Here is a 17,758-nt window from a genome sequence, read left to right as displayed (position 1 = left end):
CAGCGCGCAAGCGCGGCTGGCTCGTAAGGTGAGCGCGACCTCCCGCCTCCTTGTCTCGTCCTGGCCTGCGCTGTGCGCGGCCAGCGGCTCCGAGCCTGCGCGCGCCGAAGCGCGTCCAGCAGCAGGTTCGCGCCGTGGCGTGCTGATCGGCACCGCGACCTTACCCCTGTAGATCCGTATTCGGCGCGCGCGGACAAATCCAGGCTCCCCTCTTCGCCCCGGCGGGGGGCGAAGAGGGGCGGGGGGGAGAAGGGGGGGAAGGCGAGGAGCTTCTACAGCCTTGATGCATGCCGGAAGCCAGGTGTCCCGTGCGGGCGCCCCTGGAACAACGCTTGCCCCGACCTTCAGCAAGAATCACAACCCATGGCCCAGTACTTCGAAGTCCACCCCGACAACCCGCAACAACGCCTGCTCAAGCAGGCCGCGGCGCTGCTCAGCAGCGGCGGCATCGTGGCCGTGCCCACCGACTCCAGCTACGCCCTGGCTTGCCACCTCGACGACAAGGCGGCGGCCGACCGGCTGCGCCAGATCCGCGGCGTGGACGACAAGCACCACCTCACCCTGCTGTGCCGCGACCTGGCCGAACTCGCCAGCTACGCCCGGGTGGACAACCGTGCGTTCCGCCTGCTCAAGTCGGGCACGCCCGGCCCCTACACCTTCATCCTGGAGGCCACGCGCGAGGTGCCGCGCCGCGTGAGCCACCCGCAGCGCAAGACCATCGGCCTGCGCGTGCCCGACCATCGCGCGCTGCAGGAGCTGCTGGCGCTGCACGGCGCACCGCTGCTGGCCACCACCCTGATCCCGCCCGGCGAGACCCTGCCGATGAACGACGCGGCGGCCATCCGCGCCCGCTTCGAGCGCGTGCTGGCGGCGGTGGTCGACGCCGGTGCCTGCCCGCTGGAGCCCACCACCGTGCTGGACCTCACGCCCATGGGCCAGGGCGGCGAGCCGGTGCTGGTGCGCCAGGGCCGCGGCGATCCCGCCGCCCTGGGCGTGTCCCTCTGACACAATCGGCCGGTGAACATCGACAATCTGGTCCAGACCGTCCTCATCTTCGCCCTGCCGGTGCTGTTCGCCATCACCGTGCACGAGGCGGCGCACGGCTACGTGGCGCGGTACCTGGGCGACAACACCGCCTACATGATGGGCCGTGTCACGCTCAACCCGGTCAAGCACATCGACCCCATCGGCACCATCCTGATGCCGCTGATGCTGTACTTCGCCACGTCGGGCGCCTTCCTGTTCGGATACGCCAAGCCGGTGCCGGTGAACTTCGGCCAGCTGCGCCGGCCCAGGCGCGACATGGTCTGGGTGGCGCTGGCCGGGCCGGCGTCCAACTTCATCCAGGCGATCTTCTGGGCCGTGCTGTTCGCGCTGCTCACCGGCTCCGGCGTGAACGAGCGCTTCTTCCTGGAGATGTGCAAGGCCGGCGTGCTGGTCAACCTGGTGATGTGGGCCTTCAACCTGTTCCCGCTGCCCCCGCTGGACGGCGGGCGCATCCTCATGGGCCTGCTGCCCTGGCGCCAGGCGCAGCTGCTGTCCCGCGTCGAGCCCTGGGGCTTCTTCATCGTCCTGGGCCTGGTGCTGGTGGGCCTGGTCGGCACCTTCTGGCTGCGCCCGCTGATCCGCCTTGGCTACGACACTCTGGGCCTGCTGCTGGCCCCGCTGAACGCGCTGCTGCGCTGAATCCTCCCCTCTCCCGCATGACCGCCGCTCCCGTCCGCTACCTCACCGGCATCACCACCACCGGCACGCCGCACCTGGGCAACTACGTGGGGGCCATCCGCCCCGCCGTGCAGGCCAGCCGCCGGCCCGGCACCGAGAACTTTTATTTCCTGGCCGACTACCACGCGCTGATCAAGTGCGACGAGCCGGCGCGCATCCAGCGCTCCACGATGGAGATCGCCGCCTGCTGGCTGGCCGCGGGGCTGGACCCGCAGCAGGTGTTCTTCTACCGCCAGTCCGACATCCCCGAGATCCCCGAGCTGACCTGGCTGCTGACCTGCGTCACCGGCAAGGGGCTGCTCAATCGCGCCCATGCCTACAAGGCGCAGGTCGACAAGAACCTGGCCGCCGGCAGCGACCCGGACACGGACGTGACGGCGGGCCTGTTCATGTACCCGGTGCTGATGGCGGCCGACATCGTCCTGTTCAACGCCCACAAGGTCCCGGTGGGCCGCGACCAGGTGCAGCACATCGAGATGGCGCGCGACATGGCCTCCAGCTTCAACCACCTGTACGGCGAGAACTTCGTGCTGCCCGAAGCGGCGGTCGACGAGTCGGTGGCCCTCCTGCCGGGCCTGGACGGCCGCAAGATGAGCAAGAGCTACGACAACGTGATCCCGCTGTTCGCGCCCCCCGAGCAGATGCGCAGGCAGATCGCCGCCATCGTCACCGACTCGCGCGCGCCCGGCGAGCCCAAGCAGGTCGAGGGCTCGGCTTTGTTCCAGATCTACCAGGCGTTCGCCAGCGAGGCCGAGACGCAGGCGCTGCGCCAGGCCTACGCGCAGGGCATCGCCTGGGGCGAGGCCAAGCAGCTGCTGTTCGAGCGCATCGACCGCGAGGTCGCGCCCATGCGCGAGCGCTACCGGCACCTGATGGAGCACCCGCAGGAGCTGGAGGCCATCCTGCGCCGCGGTGCCGAGAAGGCGCGCGAGCGGGCCACGCCGTTCATGGCGCGGCTGCGCGCGGCGGTGGGCCTGCGCCACCTGGCCATGGGAGCGGCCGCCGCGCCGGCGAAGAAACAGGACAAGGCGGCCCTGCCCAGCTTCAAGCAGTACCGCGAGGCCGACGGCCGGCACTACTTCAAGCTGGTCGACGCGGGCGGCCGGCTGCTGCTGCAAAGCGCGGGCTTCGACTCGCCGCGCGAGGCCGGCCAGAGCATCGCGCAGCTGCGGCAGGGCCGGCTGGACGGGCTCGAGGCGCTCCTGGAGCGGCCGGCGGGCGTGGCCGAGGCCGAGGTGATGGCGGCGCTGCAACAGCTGGCCCAGGCCGGCTAGGGACCCCCGCGGCGGCGGCGGCGTCACCAGTTATCCTCGGCGGTTCCATGGTCCCACAAAAACCTTCCTCTCCCTCGAACCTGTACGTCGTCGACGACCACCCGCTGATGCGCGAGGCCGTGGTCATGCTGCTGCGGCGGCTGCGGCCCGGCGCCAACGTCGTCGAGCTGGACCGGCTGGGCGGCATCGAGGCCGCGGTGCGCCAGCACGGCGCGCCCGACCTGGTCTGCCTGGACCTGAAGCTGCCGGACACCACCGGCACCTCGGGCGTGCACGAGATCAAGAACCGCTTCCCCGGCGTGCCGCTGGCCGTGCTCTCGGCCTCGCCCGCGGCCGACGCCGAGGAGCTGTGCATCGAGGCCGGCGCCGACATCTACATCGAGAAGTCCTCCGGCGCCGGGGAGATCGGCAACGCGCTGCGCGCGCTGATGACGGCAGACGGCGGGTTCGAGGAGCTGGCGCCCACCGACAACAAGCTGTCCAAGCGCCAGAAGCAGCTGATCGTGATGCTGGACCGGGGCCTGTCCAACCGCGAGATCGCCGACGAGCTGGGCATCAGCGAGCACACCGTCAAGGTGCACCTGTGGCGGCTGTTCCGCCGCCTGGGCGTCAAGAGCCGCACCCAGACCATCCACTACGCCCGGGTTCACGGCCTCCTGGCCAGCTGACTGACCGCGCGGGCGGCGCGCTCGGCCGCCAGCCGCGCGTCCGTGGGGCGCAGCATCAGCCGGAACAGGGTGCCGCGGCCCGGCCGCGAGGCCAGCACCAGCGGGTGCCCCAGGATGTGCGACAGGCGCGCGACGATGTTCAGGCCCAGGCCGAAGCCGTCCTCGGTGCCGCCATGCGAGGGCACCTTGTAGAACTCCCGGAATACCTCGCGCTGGTGCGCCGGCGCGATGCCCACGCCGGTGTCCCAGACCTCGATGCGCCGGCCCGCCGCGCCGCCGCGGACGGCCACCAGCACGCCGCCGCGCTCGGTGTACTTGATGGCGTTGGAGATCAGGTTGCCCACGATGCGCTGCAGCAGGATGGGGTCGGACACCACCGAGCCCGGCGCCACGTGCATGCGCAGCCGCAGGCCCTTGGCTTCGGCCAGCGGCCGGTACTGCAGCTCCAGGTCGCGCAGCAGCTTGTCCAGCGGCACCTGGTCGATGTTCAGCCGCACCTTGCCCGAGTCCAGCCGCACCAGGTCGAACAGCGAATCGAACAGCGCGTTCACCGCCTTGGTCGACTCCACGATCTTGGGCGCGATGTCGTGCACCAGCTCCGGCTCGCCGGCCAGCCAGTCGGCGTACAGCCCGAGCGCGTGCACCGGCTGGCGGATGTCGTGGGCGGCGCTGGCCAGGAAGCGGTTCTTGACCTCCACCGCGTCCAGCGCCGCCTGGGTCTGGCGCGTCAGCGAATCGATCAGCTGGTTGTTGCGGTACTGCAGCTCGAAGTTGCGCCGGTGCGTCTGGTGCAGCCGCAGCCCGGCCTGCCGCAGCGCGTACCAGAAGACCAGCAGCAGCGCTATCAGCCAGAAATGGTAGAAGGGCCCGCGCAGCTGCAGCTCGACGACGATGCGCCAGCCCATGACGGCCAGCGCCGTCAGCGCCAGCGTGTTCAGGTAGGCGCGCATGGTGGCCAGGTGGGCGGACATGCTGTTGATCGAGAACATGGCCAGGCCGGCCATGATCAGCCAGCAGATGAACTGGTCGGCCAGCGGCGCGCTGTCGAAATACAGCCAGGTCGAGGCGCCCCAGGCTCCGGCGCTCAGCGTCCACACGTGCCGCGCCCGCGCGAAGAACGCCAGGTGCTCGGCCGCGCTCGCATGCGGCAATCTGTGCGTGTAGTGGCGGATGAGGGCCAGGCGCAGCAGCGCCACGGCCAGGGCGATCCCGGCCCACACCATCAGCGCCGCCACGTCGGTGTCGGTCCACAGCACGCCGAGGTAGACCGGGATCAGCAGGAAGGCGGCGACCTGCGTGGTGCGGGCGGTGCGCATCAGGCTGCGCACCAGCTCGCCCTCCACCCAGAGCGCCTCGGGCGCGGCCGCCGGGGGCGCGATGTCGGATCTCATGGGCGCAGTCTAGCCAACGGCCGGGCTGCCCCCGCGCCGGGCCCGGCCGCACCCGCGGCGCCCTGGTGTCAGGCGCAGGCCACCGGCCGCCGGCGCTCGGCCGGCTCGATCTTCATCAGCTGGCGGTACTTGGTGACCGTGCGGCGCGCCACGTTCAGGCCCTGCTGCGCCAGCTGGCGCGCGATCTCCACGTCCGACAACGGCCGCTGCGGCGCCTCGGCCGCGATCATCTCGCCGATCAGGCTGCGGATGGCGGTGGGCGAGCACTCGCCGCCGCTGGCGGTGGCCAGGCCGCGCGAGAAGAAGTACTTGAGCTCGAACACGCCGCAGGGCGTGGCCATGAACTTGTTGTTGGTCACGCGCGAGACGGTGGACTCGTGCACCCCCACCTCGTCGGCGATCTCGCGCAGCGCCATCGGCTTCATCGCCATCGCGCCGTAGGCCAGGAAGTGGTGCTGGCGCTTGAGGATGGCGCGCGAGACGCTCAGGATGGTGGAGAAGCGCTGCTCCACGTTGCGCACCGTCCACTTGGCCTCCTGCAGGTGCGCGCCCAGCTCCGCGTGCTGCGGGCTGCGGTGCCGCGTGAACAGGTCGGCGTAGCTGCGGTTGACGCGCACCTTGGGCACCACGGCCGGATTGAGCGAGGCGGTCCACTGGCCGCGCTGCTTGCGCACGATGACGTCGGGCGTGACGTACTGCACCGAGGGCGCGCCGAACTTCCAGCCCGGGCGCGGGTCGAGCCGGCGGATGGCGGCGCAGGCCGCCTCGACCGCGGAGCGGCTGGCGCCCAGGCGGCGCGCCAGCACGCCCAGGTCGCGGCCCGCCAGCACCTCCAGGTGGTCGGCCAGGATGACGGCGGCCAGCTCGCGCACCGGCGCATCGGGCAGCGCCGGCAGCTGCAGCAGCAGGCATTCGGCCACGCTGCGCGCGCCCACGCCGGCCGGGTCCAGGGCCTGCACCCGGCGCAGCGCGATCACCAGTTCCTGCGGCTGCGCCTGCGGCAGCAGCTGCAGCACGGCGGCGACTTCCTCCAGCGGCGTGCGCAGGTAGCCGTCCTCGTCCAGCGACTCGGCGACCGCCGCCGCCAGCGCCCAGTCGCGCTCGGGCAGGGGCATGACGTTGAGCTGGCCGATCAGGTGGTCGGCCAGCGAGGTGGGGGCCATCAGGGTGTCGAACACGCCGCCGTCGCCGTCGACCATGCGCGAGCGCCCCACCGGGTCGGCGCCCCAGCCCAGGCCCTCCGGCGGTTCGGTCTCGGCCACGTCCGCCACCGCCGTGTCGGCCGGCGGGGCCGAATCGTCGGTTTCGAGGAACGGGTTGGTGTCCAGCGCGTCGCGCACCACCTGCGAGAAGTCGATCGACGACATCTGCAGCAGCCGCACCGCGCGCTGCAGGCGCGGCGACAGCGCGGGCTGGAGGGTCTGGCTGGCGCGCAGGCCCAAGGAATTCATCATCATCGTCTGGCATCCCCCTGCTTGAAGAAAGAAGCCGCGCAGGCGCAGGCAGTGGCTTGCTCGGCGATGACTTTACGCAAAGCCCATGCCTCGCGAAGCGGCTGGACAAAGATGCTCACACAAGCCGGACATTGCTAACCATTGCGCGGCGAAAACACGGCCGAAAGCAGCAAACGAAGCTCACCTACCGCGCTGCCGCGGCGACCGGGAGAGCCGCTCTGGGCGCGGCCGGCGAGCCCGGCCGGTAGCCGTTACGCGCAAGAACTGCAGGCTTACATGCCGTTGCGCCGATGCCGGCCGGGCAGCGACCATGGAATACTCGGGCCCCGCGGCGGCCCGTCCGCGAAGCGGTCCACCATGTCGCCCGGAACACCCTCGCCCCCACGGCTCGAACGCCATTGGCCGGCGGCCTCGCTGCGCACCTACCTGGTGGCGGTGATCCTGCTGGCCACCTTCCCGCTGTCGGCCCTCATGAGCTGGCAAATCCTGATGGACGCCCGCGCGCAGCAGGACCAGGTGGAGGACGGCCTGGCGCGCTCGGCGGCCTCGTTCGCGCAGGCGGTGGACAGCGAGTTGCTGGCCTCGCTCGATGCCCTCACCGCGCTGTCCCATTCCGAGGTGCTGCAGGAGGGCGGGCCGGGGCGGCTGCAGCAGCTGTGGCGCTGGCGGCCGCGGCCGCGCCGCGACTGGGACAGCGTGTTCCTGCTGGACCCGGCGGGCGGCGTGCTGTTCGACACCGCCTCCGGGGGGGCCGAGGGTCCGGCGCCCGAGCTGGACGGCGTGCGCCGGCTGGTAACCCAGCGGCTGCAGCCGGCCGTCTCGGGCCTGCTGCCCCGCGACGGAACCGACGGGCCAGCCGTGATCCTGGCGGTTCCGCTGGTGCGCGAAGGCGAGCCGGGCCACGTGCTGGGCGCCCGCATCGGCCCCGCGGTGTGGCAGCGGCTGGCCAGCGGCGCCAGCCGCCCCCAGGGCGGCTATGCCGCGCTGCTCGACGCCCAGTACCGGACCATCAGCCACACCGCCGGGCCCGAGGTGGCGGCTGCCGGTGATGCCCTGCCCCCGGCGACCGCGCAGACGCTGCGCGGCCAGCCGTTCGGCGTGCACCGCGCGCTGAACTCCGAGGGCCGGGCGGTGTACGCGGCCTGGCAGGCGGTGCCGGTGGCCGGATGGACCGTGCGGGTCGGCACGCCGGCCCAGCCGATCGACGCGGGCCACCGGCGCGCCATCCTGGGTGCGCTGGCGACCAGCGGTGCCAGCCTGCTGCTGGGCGTGCTGCTGGCCGCGCTGGCGGCCCGCCGCGTCACCCGCCCGCTGCACCAGCTGGCCACCGGCGGGCCGGCGCGGCTGGCCGGCCCGGCGCCGGTCAAGGAGGTCGCCCTGCTGCGCCATGCGCTGCTGCGGTCCGCGCAGCGCGATGCGGCCGCGCGGGCCCGGCTGGAGGCCACGGCCGAGGAACTGCGCGAGAGCCACCAGCTGATGGCCCTGGCGCAGGAGGCCGGCCAGGTCGGCTTCTTCCACTACCGCTTCGGCGCCGACCAGCTGGACTGGACCCCGGGCCAGCACCGGCTGTTCGGCACGCGCCCGGACACGCCCATGGCCGGCCTGGCCGGGTGGTTCGCGCGGATCGACGGGGACGACCGCGACCGCGTCGAGCGCGAGTTCTGGACCGCATGCGCCCTGCGCCGGGAGGGCTGGACGCTGGAATACTGCATCACCGCCCCCGACGGCCGCTCGCGCTGGCTCTCCAGCCGCGTCACGCTGCACTACGACGCCGACGGCCGGGCCGTGCAGATGGTGGGCGTCACGGTGGACATGACGGCCCACCGCGAGGCGCAGCTGCAGCGCGAGCAGCTGACCGAGCGCGCCATCGCCGCCCGCCGGCAGGCCGAGGCCGCCAGCCGGGCCAAGGACGAGTTCCTGGCCATGCTCAGCCACGAGCTGCGCAACCCGCTGGGCGCGGTCTCGGCCGCGGTCGAGGTGCTGGAGATCGCGCCGGCGGACAGCCCCAGTGCCACGGAAGCGCGCGGCATCATCGCGCGCCAGACCCGCAACCTGGCCCACATGATGGACGACCTGCTGGACGTGGGCCGCGCCCTGGCCGGCAAGGTGCGTCTGCTGCGGCAGCCGGTCGACCTGGCCGCCGTGGCGATCCGGGTGCGGCAGACGCTGTCGCTGACCGGCGAGGCCGGCGGCCACGAGCTGCGGCTGCACCTGGACGAGGCCTGGGTGGAGGGCGACGCGGTGCGGCTGGAGCAGGTGGTGACCCAGCTGGTGACCAACGCCTTCAAGTACACGCCGGCCGGCTCGCCGGTGGACGTCAGCACCGGGCTGCAGGACGGCATGGCGCAGCTGGAGGTGCGGGACTGCGGCGCCGGCATTCCGCCGGAACTGCTGCCGCGCGTGTTCGACCTGTTCGTGCAGGGCGAGCGGCCGCTGGACCGGCGCGCCGGCGGCCTGGGGCTGGGCCTGACCCTGGTGCGCAGCCTGGTCGAGCTGCACGGCGGCACCGTCAGCGCCGCCAACCTGGCACGCGGCAGCTCCTTCACGGTGCGGCTGCCAGCGGTGGCCCCGCCCGTGCGCCAGGCAGGCGATACGCTGCCGCCCTCGCGGCGCCGCCACGTGCTGGTGGTCGAGGACAACCAGGACGTGCTGGCGGCCTTGCGCTCCAAGCTCGAGCTGGACGGCCACGACGTGAGCACGGCCAGCGACGGCATCGATGGGCTGCACTGCGTGTTGCAGCTGCGTCCGGAAGTATCCATCGTCGACATCGGACTGCCCGGCCTGACCGGCTACGAGCTGGCGCGCCACGCCCGCGCGGCCGGCTACGCGGGCCGCATGATCGCGCTCTCGGGTTATGGTCGGGACCGCGACGCGGACGACGCCTACACGGCCGGCTTCGATGCCTACCTGGTCAAGCCGGTGGACCGCCGGCAGCTGCGTGCCAGCCTGGAGGAGCGCTGAGCTTGCCGCTTCTCCCCCGCTCTTCCATGTTGTTACACCGCGTCTGTAGCCGCGCGCAACAATCGGTTCGTTTTGAGGGAGTACCCCACGGATGGGACACGCACTGATCGTCGAGGATGACGCCGATTCGGCCCGCATGATGGCCGCGCTGGTGGCCAGCGAGGGCTACTCGGCGGCCACCGCGCCGTCGCTGCGCGACGCGCGCCGGCAGATGGCGATGCAGCCGCCCGACCTGGTGCTGCTGGACCTGCAGCTGCCCGACGGCAACGGCATGGCGCTGCTGGATGAGCAGGAGCTCATCGGCAATTCCGAGGTGGTGCTGATGACGGGCCATGCCAGCCTGGAAACCTCGATCCAGGCGCTGCGCTACGGCGCGGCCGACTACCTGGTCAAGCCGGTGAGCGCGCGCCAGCTGCAGGGCATCCTGTCCCGGGTGATGAAGCCCTCGGTGCTGCAAGCCGAGGTGCGCACGCTCAATGACGACCTGCAGCGCACCGGCCGCTTCGGCCACCTGGTGGGCACCTCGGCGCCCATGCGCCTGGTGTACGAGCAGATCGCACGGGTGGCCGGCACCTCGGTGACGGTCTTCGTCACCGGCGAGAGCGGCACCGGCAAGGAGCTGGTGGCGCGCACCGTGCACGACCTCAGCCGGCGGCGCGCCCGGCCGTTCCTGGCGGTGAACTGCGGCGCGATCTCGCCCCATCTGATCGAGAGCGAGATCTTCGGCCACGAGAAGGGCAGCTTCACCGGCGCCGAACGCCAGCACCAAGGCTTCTTCGAGCGCGCCCATGGCGGCACGCTGTTCCTGGACGAGATCACCGAGATGCCGCTGGAGCTGCAGGTCAAGCTGCTGCGGGTGCTGGAGACCGGCACCTTCATGCGGGTGGGCTCCACCGTGCCGCAGGAGACCGACGTGCGCGTGGTCGCCGCCGCCAACCGCGACCTGGGCCACGCCGTGGCCACCGGCGCGCTGCGCGAGGACCTGATGTACCGCCTGAACGTGTTCCCCATCGAGCTGCCGCCGCTGCGCGACCGCAAGGAGGACCTGCCCCTGCTGGTGCGGCACTTCCTGCAGCAGATCGGCGAGCGCGAGGGGCAGCAGAAGCAGGCGAGCGAGGCCGCGCTCGAGCGGCTGGCGCGCTACCGCTGGCCGGGCAACGTGCGCGAGCTGCGCAACGTGCTGCAGCGCGCCTGGGTGATGACGGCCGGCGCCCAGATCACCGACCAATGGCTGCCGCGCGACGTGCCGACCGCCGCCCCGGCGGCGCTGGCACCCCTGCCCGCCGCCACGGCCGCGGGCACCGGCGGCCGTCCGTCCGGCATCCTGGAAGTCGCGGTGGGCACGCCGCTGGCGACGGTGGAACGGCAGGTGATCCTGGCCACGCTGGAACACTTCGGGCACCACAAGGAGCGCACCGCCGCGGCCCTGGGCGTGAGCCTGAAGACCCTGTACAACCGGCTGAAGGAATACGGCGTCTAGGCAGTTCAGCCATTTGCCGCAAGTTTTGCAGCAGAGCCCCGGCGGCGCGCCGCCCGGCACGCCGGATTCGCGGGCATGCCCGTTGCCACGAGTCGGACTCCCTTTCCCTTATTCGAAGGAAACCCCATGTCTTTGCAAGATTCCTCCAACCAGTCCAACGGCAACACCCCCAAGCGCAGCCTGCGCGGCTTCGCGGCGATGGACCCGCAGCGCCAGCGCGAGATCGCCAGCCTGGGAGGGCGCGCCGCCCACCAGAGCGGCCACGCGCATGAATTCACCAGCGAGGAAGCGCGTGCCGCCGGCAAGAAGCGGCATGCGCGGCCCAGCGCCGGCGACAGCCGCTGACCATGGGCGGGCGGCCGCTGTAGGACTCAGCGGTCCGCGGGCGCGACCTGCGCCGACACCGGGGGCGCGGCCCGGCCCCTAGCATGGATGGAGACCCACACCATCCGTCCAGGGAGCAAGCCGTGACCCCCCGATCCGATGCGCAAGGCGGCGCCGATGCGAAGGCGCTGGCCGATGCCTGCCGCGCGCTGTGGCTGGCCACGCTGTCGCTGATGACCGCCTTCATGCAGACGCGGGCGCCGGCCCACCGCTACCTGCTGGCGCGCCGCATCGCCGGCAACTTCGGCACGCTGCACCGCGAGCACGCCGCCTTCGCCCCCGATAGCGGCGAGGCGTTCTCGCGCCTGGCCGCCCGCTGGCAGCGCACGGCTGACGAACACGCGCCCGGCGCCCCGGCGCCGCGGCGCGGGCTCAGCCTGGCCTCCCTGCTCAAGCTGCACTGACGGCGCCCGAGCCAAGCCGGTACGGCATAGCAGGGAGCCGGGGCCGGCTGTGCGCGCCCGCCTACACGGCGCCCTGCAGGTGTCCCACAGGCCGGGCACGGATACGTTTGCAAACTCAGGAAGTTTTTCCCAACAAGAATTTCCATCCATGGCCGATCAGAAAGGAATGGCGAAAACCTCCACGCGCACGCTGTGGAAGGGCGCCATCACGTTCGGGCTGGTGCACATCCCGATCGGGCTGTACTCGGCCACCGCCGAGAGCGACCTCAACTTCGACTGGCTCGACAGGCGCACCATGGACCCGGTGGGCTACAAGCGGGTCAACAAGAAGACCGGCAAGGAGATCGACAAGGACGACATCGTCAAGGGCATCGAGTGGCAGGATGGCCAGTACGTGATCCTGTCGCCCGAGGAGATCGCCGCAGCCTACCCGCGCACCACCCAGACCATCGAGATCGAGGCCTTCGTCGACGCGGATGAGGTGCCCTTCGTCTACCTGGAGCGGCCCTACTACGTCGGCCCCGTCAACAAGGGCGACAAGGTGTATGCGCTGCTGCGCGAGGCGCTCAAGCAGACCGGCAAGGTCGGCATCGCCAAGGTGGTGATCCAGACCAAGCAGCACTTGGCCGTGCTCATCCCCTGCGGTCCGGCACTGATCCTCAACCTGCTGCGCTGGGGCGGCGAGATCCGCTCGTGGGAGGAGCTGAAGCTGCCGCCTTCGGACGCCAAGGCCGCGGGCGTGCGGGAAGCCGAGCTGAACATGGCCAAGCAGCTGATCGAGGGCATGACCGCCCACTGGAGCGCCGACCAGTTCCGCGACTCGTTCAAGGAAGAGGTCATGAAGCTGGTGGAGGCCAAGGCAGAAGCCGGCGACACGGCCCATGTCGACAAGGTGGAATCGCAGCCCGCGGCGCCCGCCGGCGCCGACGTGATCGACCTGACGGAGCTGCTCAAGCGCAGCCTGCAGCGCGGTGGCGGTGGCAAGGCGGCCGCGCCGGCCCCCGCACCCGCGTCGAAGAAGGCGGCCGGCAAGCAGGCGCCCGCCAAGAAGCCCGCGCCGGCCAAGGCCCGCAACCGGCGCGCCGCATAAGGCGGTGGCCGTGTCCGACCTTTCCTCCCTCGCTTTGTGGCTGCTCTCCGGCGTGGCGCTGGCCGCCGTGATCAGCGCGCTCATCACCCGCCACCTGCGGTTGCGCGAGGCGCGGCGCGAGCAGGGCCTGCGCCTGCTGCACGCGCTGGCGCGCTACTCGGCCTGGGTGGCTTCGCAGCGGCGCAACGCCGCCTTCGTTCTGCACGACGACGTGGCCGAGACAGCCCTGCAGGAAGCCGCCAGGGCCCAGGCCCTGGGCTTTCCACGCCTGTCGCGCCAGTGGTCGGCGCTGATGGATGTGCATACCCGCCTGGCGGCCTTCCTGGCCGCCCAGCAGCGCCTGCGGCTGGCCGACCCGGAGGCCTGGCTGGAGTCCGACCACGACGGCCGCTTCATGCAGCTGTGGCGCGAGCACGAGGCGGCGCTGCACGCCCTGACCGACCGCCTCGAGCTGGCCACCGGCGCCTCGTTCGCCGGCCCGGAGCCGGGCTCGGCCTGAGGTCCGGCGACGGCCATCGTCAGGCCGCGAAGTGCGTGGCGCCCCGGTGGCCGCGCTCTGCCGCGAACCAGTCCAGCACCGGCACCGTGCCCGGCAGCACCGGGCGCACCTGCACCGGCAGGCCCTCCCAGGCGCAGGCCTGGCCCTCGCGCATCTGCAGCTGCCCCGTCCAGTCGAACACCTTGCAGAAGTTCAGCCGCACCAGGGCATGCGGGTAGTCGACACGCTCGACCTTCCAGGGATGGGCCGTGGCTATGGTGATGCCCAGCTCCTCGTGCAGTTCGCGGCGCAGGGCGGCTTCCACCGTCTCGCCCGGCTCCAGCTTGCCGCCCGGGAACTCCCAGTAGCCGGCGTACACCTTGCCGGCCGGCCGCGAGGTCAGCAGGAAGCGGCCGTCCGGCCGCACCAGCACGCCCACGGCCACCAGGACTTCCCGGCGATCGGGCCCGCCTTCGCGCGGCCGCTCGCCGTCGGCGACCAGAACGCTCACAGGTCGCCGCCGCGCCTGCCGGCCCAGTCGCGCGCGAACTGGTAGGCCACGCGGCCGCTGCGCGAGCCGCGTTCCAGCGCCCAGACCAGGGCTTCGGCGCGGGCGGCCTCGACTTGCGCGGCGGGGATGCCCAGCGAGGACAGCCACTGCGCCACGATGGCCAGGTACTCGTCCTGGCTGAACGGGTAGAAGCTCACCCACAGGCCGAAGCGCTCGGACAGGGAGATCTTCTCCTCCACCACCTCGCCGGGATGGACCTCGCCGTCCTCGGTGTGGGTGTAGCTGAGGTTCTCCTTCATGTACTCGGGCAGCAGGTGGCGCCGGTTGCTGGTGGCGTAGATCAGCAGGTTGGGCGTGGCCGCGGCCACCGAGCCGTCCAGGATGGACTTGAGCGCCTTGTAGCCCGCTTCGCCCTCCTCGAAGCTCAGGTCGTCGCAGAAGACGATGAACTTCTCGGGCCGCGGCGCCACCACCTCCACGATGTCGGGCAGGTCGGTGAGGTCGGCCTTGTCCACCTCGATCAGCCGCAGGCCCCGGGGCGCGTACTCGTTGAGGCAGGCCTTGATCAGCGAGCTCTTGCCGGTGCCGCGCGCGCCGGTGAGCAGCACGTTGTTGGCCGTCTGGCCGCGCACGAACTGCTCGGTGTTGCGCTGGATCTTCTCCTTCTGCGGATCGATCTCCTTCAGCTCGGCCAGGCGGATCGCCGCCACGTGCCGCACCGGCTCCAGCGAGCCGTGGCCGGTGGAGCGCTTGCGCAAGCGCCAGGCCACCGAGGCCGACCAGTCGGGCGCCGACAGCGGCTGCGGCAGCACGGCCTCGATGCGGGCCAGCAGCTGCTCGGCGCGGGCGATGAGGTGGTCGAACTTCTCGGCCATCGGATCAGGAACGGTAGTCGGCGTTGATCTTCACGTAGTCGTAGCTGAAGTCGCAGGTCCACACCGTGTCGGCCGCCTGGCCCCGGCCCAGCACCACGCGCACCGTGATCTCGCTCTGCTTCATCACGCGCTGGCCGTCCTCCTCGCGGTAGGACGGGTTGCGCCCGCCGCCCACGGCGACGTGCACGTCGTCCAGGAACAGGTCGATGCGGCCGGGGTCGAGGTCGGCAATGCCGGCGTAGCCCACCGCCGCCAGGATGCGGCCCAGATTGGGATCGCTGGCGAAGAACGCGGTCTTGACCAGCGGCGAGTGGGCGATGGCGTAGGCCACCTGCCGGCACTCGCCCGCGTCGCGGCCGCCCTCCACCCGCACGGTGATGAACTTGGTGGCGCCTTCGCCGTCGCGCACGATGGCCTGGGCCAGCTGGCGCGCCACCTGCAGCATGGCGGCCTTGAGCGCGCGGCCGTCGGCGCTGTCCAGGGAGGCGATGGGCGCGTGCGCGGCCTTCTGGGTGGCGATGACGACGAAGGAGTCGTTGGTCGAGGTGTCGCCGTCCACGGTGACGCGGTTGAACGAGGCCTCGGCCAGCTCCAGCGCCAGCGCCGGCAGCAGCCCGGGGGCGATGCGGGCGTCGGTGGCCAGGAAGCCCAGCATGGTGGCCATGTTGGGCCGGATCATGCCGGCGCCCTTGCTGATGCCGGTGACCGTCACCTGCGCGCCGCCGACGACGGCCGTCGCGCTGAAGGCCTTGGCCACCGTGTCGGTGGTCATGATGCCCTCGGCGGCGCGCAGCCAGTGGGCCGGCTGCGCGTCGGCCAGCGCCGCGGGCAGGCCGGCCTCGATGCGCTCCAGCGGCAGCGGCTCCATGATCACGCCGGTGGAGAACGGCAGCACCTGCTCGGGCGCCACCTCGAGCTGGCGCGCCAGGGCGATGCAGGTGGCGCGCGCGCGCACCAGGCCGTCCTGGCCGGTGCCGGCGTTCGCGTTGCCGGTGTTGATCACCAGGGCGCGGATGTCCCCCTGCTTCAGGTGCTCGCGGCACACCTGCACCGGCGCCGCGCAGAAGCGGTTCTGCGTGAAGACGCCGGCCACCGCCGCGCCGGGCTCGAGCAGCATCACGGTCAGGTCCTTGCGCCCGGCCTTGCGCACGCCCGCCTCGGCCACGCCGATGCGCACGCCCGGCACGGGCAGCAGGTCAGCCGCGCGGGGCGCGCTCAGGTTCACAGCCATCGGTTCTCCTCTCAGTTCTGGCGCCAGGGCAGGCCCCGTAGCCGCCAGCCGCCCTTGCGGCCGCGGTGGCCCTCGGCGTCGGCATCGCCCTCGAAGCCTTCCAGGATGTTGTAGGCCTCGATGCCCAGCTCGGTGGCGCGGCGGGCCGCGGCGATCGAGCGCACGCCGCTGCGGCACAGCATCACCGCCTTCTTGCCCGGCGGCACCTGGGAACGGACCGCTTCGTCGAAGCCGGGGTTGGGCGCCATGCCCGGCCACTGCTTCCAGGGCGCCGAGACGGCGCCGGGCACGTAGCCCACCCATTCGCGTTCGGCATCGCTGCGCACGTCGACCAGCACGGCGTCGCCCGAGCGCCACCATTCGTAGGCGAGCTGCGGCGGCACGTCGCCGGCATAACCTTCGGCGGGCTGGACGGTGGGCGGCGGGGCGGGCATGGCGCGATTCTGCCAGCGCGCGGCGCGCGCCCCGCCGGCCCTGAGGCTGACACCGGCGTCAGCTTCAGGGATTTAGGCGCCCTTCATCACCTGAGCTCGGTGAAAACCCTGTTTCGGGTGCCGGCCACTGGCGCAAAAGATCGCCTGTTGACCACCCCAACCCTCAAAGGAGACCTCATGACCGAATCCAAGTCCCCGCGCCGCCGCAGCCTGCTCAAGGGCGCCGCCGTCGCCGCCGGCGCGAGCATGAGCGCGCCCATGGTGATGGCCCAGGCCGCACCGGTGTCGTTCCGCTTCCAGAGCACCTGGCCGGCCAAGGACATCTTCCACGAGTACGCCAACGACTTCGCCAAGAAGGTGAACGACATGGCCGGCGGCCGCATGAAGATCGAGGTGCTGCCCTCCGGCGCCGTGGTCCCGGCGTTCCAGCTGCTGGAAGCCGTGAACAAGGGCACGCTGGACGGCGGCCATGGCGTGGTGGCCTACCACTACGGCAAGAACTCCGCCCTGGCCCTGTGGGGCTCGGGCCCGGCCTTCGGCATGGACCCCAACATGGTCCTGTCGTGGCACTACTACGGCGGCGGCAAGGCCCTGCTGGAGGAGATCTACAAGTCCATCAACATGGACGTGGTCTCTTACCTGTACGGCCCCATGCCCACCCAGCCGCTGGGCTGGTTCAAGAAGCCGGTGTCCAACGTGGCACAGCTCAAGGGCCTCAAGTTCCGCACCGTGGGCCTGGCCGTCGACCTGTTCACCGACCTCGGCGTCGCCGTCAACCCGCTGCCCGGCGGCGAGATCGTGCCCGCGCTGGATCGCGGCCTGATCGACGCGGCCGAGTTCAACAACGCCTCGTCCGACCGCGTGCTGGGTTTCCCCGACGTGGCCAAGAACTGCATGCTGCAAAGCTTCCACCAGAGCGGCGAGCAGTTCGAGATCCTGTTCAACAGGACCAAGTACAACTCCCTGCCGCAGGAACTCAAGGCCATGATCGACTACGCCGTGCAGGCCGCCAGCGCCGACATGAGCTGGAAGGCGATCGACCGCAACTCCAAGGACTACATCGAGCTCAAGACCAAGGACAAGGTCAACTTCTACAAGACGCCCGACGCGATCCTGCGTGCCCAGCTCGACTCCTGGGACAAGGTCACCGCGAAGAAGGGATCCGAGAACCCGATGTTCAAGAAGGTGCTGGATTCGCAGCGCGAGTTTGCCTCGCGTGCCGGCCAGTGGCAGAACGACTACATGGTCGACTTCAAGATGGCCTACAACCGCTACTTCGCCAAGTCCGGCACGGGCGGCGCAGCCCCCAAGAAGTCCTGATTCACCGGCTTGGTGCAGAGGGCGGCTGTGCGCACAGCCGCCCTTTGTTCGTCTGAGGCCCGCCTCCGGCAAAAAGGT

The 17,758-nt window shown here is 71.4% G+C and carries 17 protein-coding genes; 11 read left to right on the top strand and 6 right to left on the bottom strand.

The genetic code is table 11. The features are described 5' to 3' along the window. Window positions 1–363: 363 nt before the first annotated feature. From RTA_RS05260 to RTA_RS05245, 4 genes are read left to right on the top strand one after another with little or no spacing between them, the layout of a single operon-like run. Window positions 364–1,005, top strand: coding sequence for an L-threonylcarbamoyladenylate synthase (locus RTA_RS05260; RefSeq protein WP_013900347.1), 642 nt, complete (start codon window positions 364–366; stop codon window positions 1,003–1,005). Window positions 1,006–1,017: 12 nt separating this feature from the next. After that, window positions 1,018–1,686 carry a site-2 protease family protein gene (locus RTA_RS05255; protein WP_013900346.1) on the top strand — a complete coding sequence of 223 codons (669 nt, stop codon included), beginning with the start codon at window positions 1,018–1,020 and terminating at the stop codon, window positions 1,684–1,686. A 17-nt stretch (window positions 1,687–1,703) separates the two neighbouring features. Continuing rightward, entirely contained in the window at window positions 1,704–2,999 is a 1,296-nt protein-coding gene (locus RTA_RS05250) for a tryptophan--tRNA ligase (protein ID WP_013900345.1), read from the top strand. 47 nt (window positions 3,000–3,046) lie between these two features. Beyond that, window positions 3,047–3,667 carry a response regulator transcription factor gene (locus RTA_RS05245; RefSeq protein WP_013900344.1) on the top strand — a complete coding sequence of 207 codons (621 nt, stop codon included), beginning with the start codon at window positions 3,047–3,049 and terminating at the stop codon, window positions 3,665–3,667. On the opposite strand, the gene RTA_RS05240 is transcribed toward RTA_RS05245, so the two are convergent. Beyond that, window positions 3,646–5,058, bottom strand: coding sequence for a sensor histidine kinase (locus RTA_RS05240; protein WP_041675067.1), 1,413 nt, complete (start codon window positions 5,056–5,058; stop codon window positions 3,646–3,648). The two genes, RTA_RS05245 and RTA_RS05240, sit on opposite strands and share 22 nt — an antisense overlap. Before the next feature lie 68 nt (window positions 5,059–5,126). Next, complete coding sequence (gene rpoN, locus RTA_RS05235; protein WP_041676130.1) at window positions 5,127–6,509, bottom strand: RNA polymerase factor sigma-54; 1,383 nt, start codon at window positions 6,507–6,509, stop codon at window positions 5,127–5,129. A 360-nt stretch (window positions 6,510–6,869) separates the two neighbouring features. Here rpoN and RTA_RS19655 point away from each other — a divergent pair, with 360 nt between their 5' ends. The 6 genes from RTA_RS19655 (at window position 6,870) to RTA_RS05205 (ending at window position 13,330) form a co-directional block, all read left to right on the top strand. Further along, window positions 6,870–9,473, top strand: a complete 2,604-nt coding sequence (locus RTA_RS19655; RefSeq protein WP_013900341.1) for a hybrid sensor histidine kinase/response regulator — start codon at window positions 6,870–6,872, stop codon at window positions 9,471–9,473. A 91-nt stretch (window positions 9,474–9,564) separates the two neighbouring features. Beyond that, window positions 9,565–10,953, top strand: a complete 1,389-nt coding sequence (locus tag RTA_RS05225; RefSeq protein WP_013900340.1) for a sigma-54-dependent transcriptional regulator — start codon at window positions 9,565–9,567, stop codon at window positions 10,951–10,953. 126 nt (window positions 10,954–11,079) lie between these two features. Then, on the top strand, window positions 11,080–11,298 hold the full coding sequence (locus RTA_RS05220) for a KGG domain-containing protein (RefSeq protein ID WP_013900339.1): 219 nt from the start codon (window positions 11,080–11,082) through the stop codon (window positions 11,296–11,298). Between the two features lie 122 nt (window positions 11,299–11,420). Beyond that, on the top strand, window positions 11,421–11,741 hold the full coding sequence (locus tag RTA_RS05215) for a hypothetical protein (protein WP_013900338.1): 321 nt from the start codon (window positions 11,421–11,423) through the stop codon (window positions 11,739–11,741). 148 nt (window positions 11,742–11,889) lie between these two features. Next, window positions 11,890–12,831, top strand: coding sequence for a non-homologous end joining protein Ku (ku, locus tag RTA_RS05210; RefSeq protein ID WP_041675066.1), 942 nt, complete (start codon window positions 11,890–11,892; stop codon window positions 12,829–12,831). Between the two features lie 10 nt (window positions 12,832–12,841). Then, entirely contained in the window at window positions 12,842–13,330 is a 489-nt protein-coding gene (locus RTA_RS05205; RefSeq protein ID WP_013900336.1) for a hypothetical protein, read from the top strand. Window positions 13,331–13,349: 19 nt separating this feature from the next. Here RTA_RS05205 and RTA_RS05200 read toward each other — a convergent pair whose 3' ends face one another. Genes RTA_RS05200 through RTA_RS05185 form a run of 4 tightly spaced genes read right to left on the bottom strand, consistent with a single transcriptional unit; the run spans window position 13,350 to window position 16,360 of the window. Then, window positions 13,350–13,820, bottom strand: a complete 471-nt coding sequence (locus tag RTA_RS05200) for an NUDIX domain-containing protein (RefSeq protein ID WP_013900335.1) — start codon at window positions 13,818–13,820, stop codon at window positions 13,350–13,352. Then, window positions 13,817–14,695: an ATP-binding protein gene (locus RTA_RS05195; RefSeq protein ID WP_013900334.1), complete on the bottom strand. Its 879-nt coding sequence runs from the start codon at window positions 14,693–14,695 to the stop codon at window positions 13,817–13,819. The genes RTA_RS05200 and RTA_RS05195 overlap by 4 nt, the downstream gene beginning before the upstream one ends. 4 nt (window positions 14,696–14,699) lie before the next feature. Beyond that, window positions 14,700–15,926, bottom strand: a complete 1,227-nt coding sequence (gene argJ / locus RTA_RS05190; protein ID WP_013900333.1) for a bifunctional glutamate N-acetyltransferase/amino-acid acetyltransferase ArgJ — start codon at window positions 15,924–15,926, stop codon at window positions 14,700–14,702. An 11-nt stretch (window positions 15,927–15,937) separates the two neighbouring features. Beyond that, window positions 15,938–16,360 carry a rhodanese-like domain-containing protein gene (locus RTA_RS05185; protein ID WP_041675064.1) on the bottom strand — a complete coding sequence of 141 codons (423 nt, stop codon included), beginning with the start codon at window positions 16,358–16,360 and terminating at the stop codon, window positions 15,938–15,940. Between the two features lie 177 nt (window positions 16,361–16,537). Between RTA_RS05185 and RTA_RS05180 the strand changes: the two genes are divergently transcribed. Continuing rightward, window positions 16,538–17,680 carry a TRAP transporter substrate-binding protein gene (locus RTA_RS05180; RefSeq protein ID WP_013900331.1) on the top strand — a complete coding sequence of 381 codons (1,143 nt, stop codon included), beginning with the start codon at window positions 16,538–16,540 and terminating at the stop codon, window positions 17,678–17,680. Window positions 17,681–17,758: the final 78 nt, after the last annotated feature.

Origin of the sequence: Ramlibacter tataouinensis TTB310 (genome assembly GCF_000215705.1) — a bacterium.
Taxonomy (GTDB): domain Bacteria; phylum Pseudomonadota; class Gammaproteobacteria; order Burkholderiales; family Burkholderiaceae_C; genus Ramlibacter; species Ramlibacter tataouinensis.
This window is presented reverse-complemented; position numbering and strand designations above follow the sequence as displayed.

Coding starts and splice junctions, on each gene's coding strand:
- RTA_RS05195 (WP_013900334.1), bottom strand. CDS start 14,695: ATGGCCGAGAAGTTCGACCACCTCATCGCCCGCGCCGAGCAGCTGCTG.
- RTA_RS05240 (WP_041675067.1), bottom strand. CDS start 5,058: ATGAGATCCGACATCGCGCCCCCGGCGGCCGCGCCCGAGGCGCTCTGG.
- RTA_RS05180 (WP_013900331.1), top strand. CDS start 16,538: ATGACCGAATCCAAGTCCCCGCGCCGCCGCAGCCTGCTCAAGGGCGCC.
- RTA_RS05245 (WP_013900344.1), top strand. CDS start 3,047: ATGGTCCCACAAAAACCTTCCTCTCCCTCGAACCTGTACGTCGTCGAC.
- RTA_RS05225 (WP_013900340.1), top strand. CDS start 9,565: ATGGGACACGCACTGATCGTCGAGGATGACGCCGATTCGGCCCGCATG.
- RTA_RS05185 (WP_041675064.1), bottom strand. CDS start 16,360: ATGCCCGCCCCGCCGCCCACCGTCCAGCCCGCCGAAGGTTATGCCGGC.
- RTA_RS05220 (WP_013900339.1), top strand. CDS start 11,080: ATGTCTTTGCAAGATTCCTCCAACCAGTCCAACGGCAACACCCCCAAG.
- RTA_RS19655 (WP_013900341.1), top strand. CDS start 6,870: ATGTCGCCCGGAACACCCTCGCCCCCACGGCTCGAACGCCATTGGCCG.
- rpoN (WP_041676130.1), bottom strand. CDS start 6,509: ATGAATTCCTTGGGCCTGCGCGCCAGCCAGACCCTCCAGCCCGCGCTG.
- RTA_RS05260 (WP_013900347.1), top strand. CDS start 364: ATGGCCCAGTACTTCGAAGTCCACCCCGACAACCCGCAACAACGCCTG.
- RTA_RS05250 (WP_013900345.1), top strand. CDS start 1,704: ATGACCGCCGCTCCCGTCCGCTACCTCACCGGCATCACCACCACCGGC.
- ku (WP_041675066.1), top strand. CDS start 11,890: ATGGCCGATCAGAAAGGAATGGCGAAAACCTCCACGCGCACGCTGTGG.
- argJ (WP_013900333.1), bottom strand. CDS start 15,926: ATGGCTGTGAACCTGAGCGCGCCCCGCGCGGCTGACCTGCTGCCCGTG.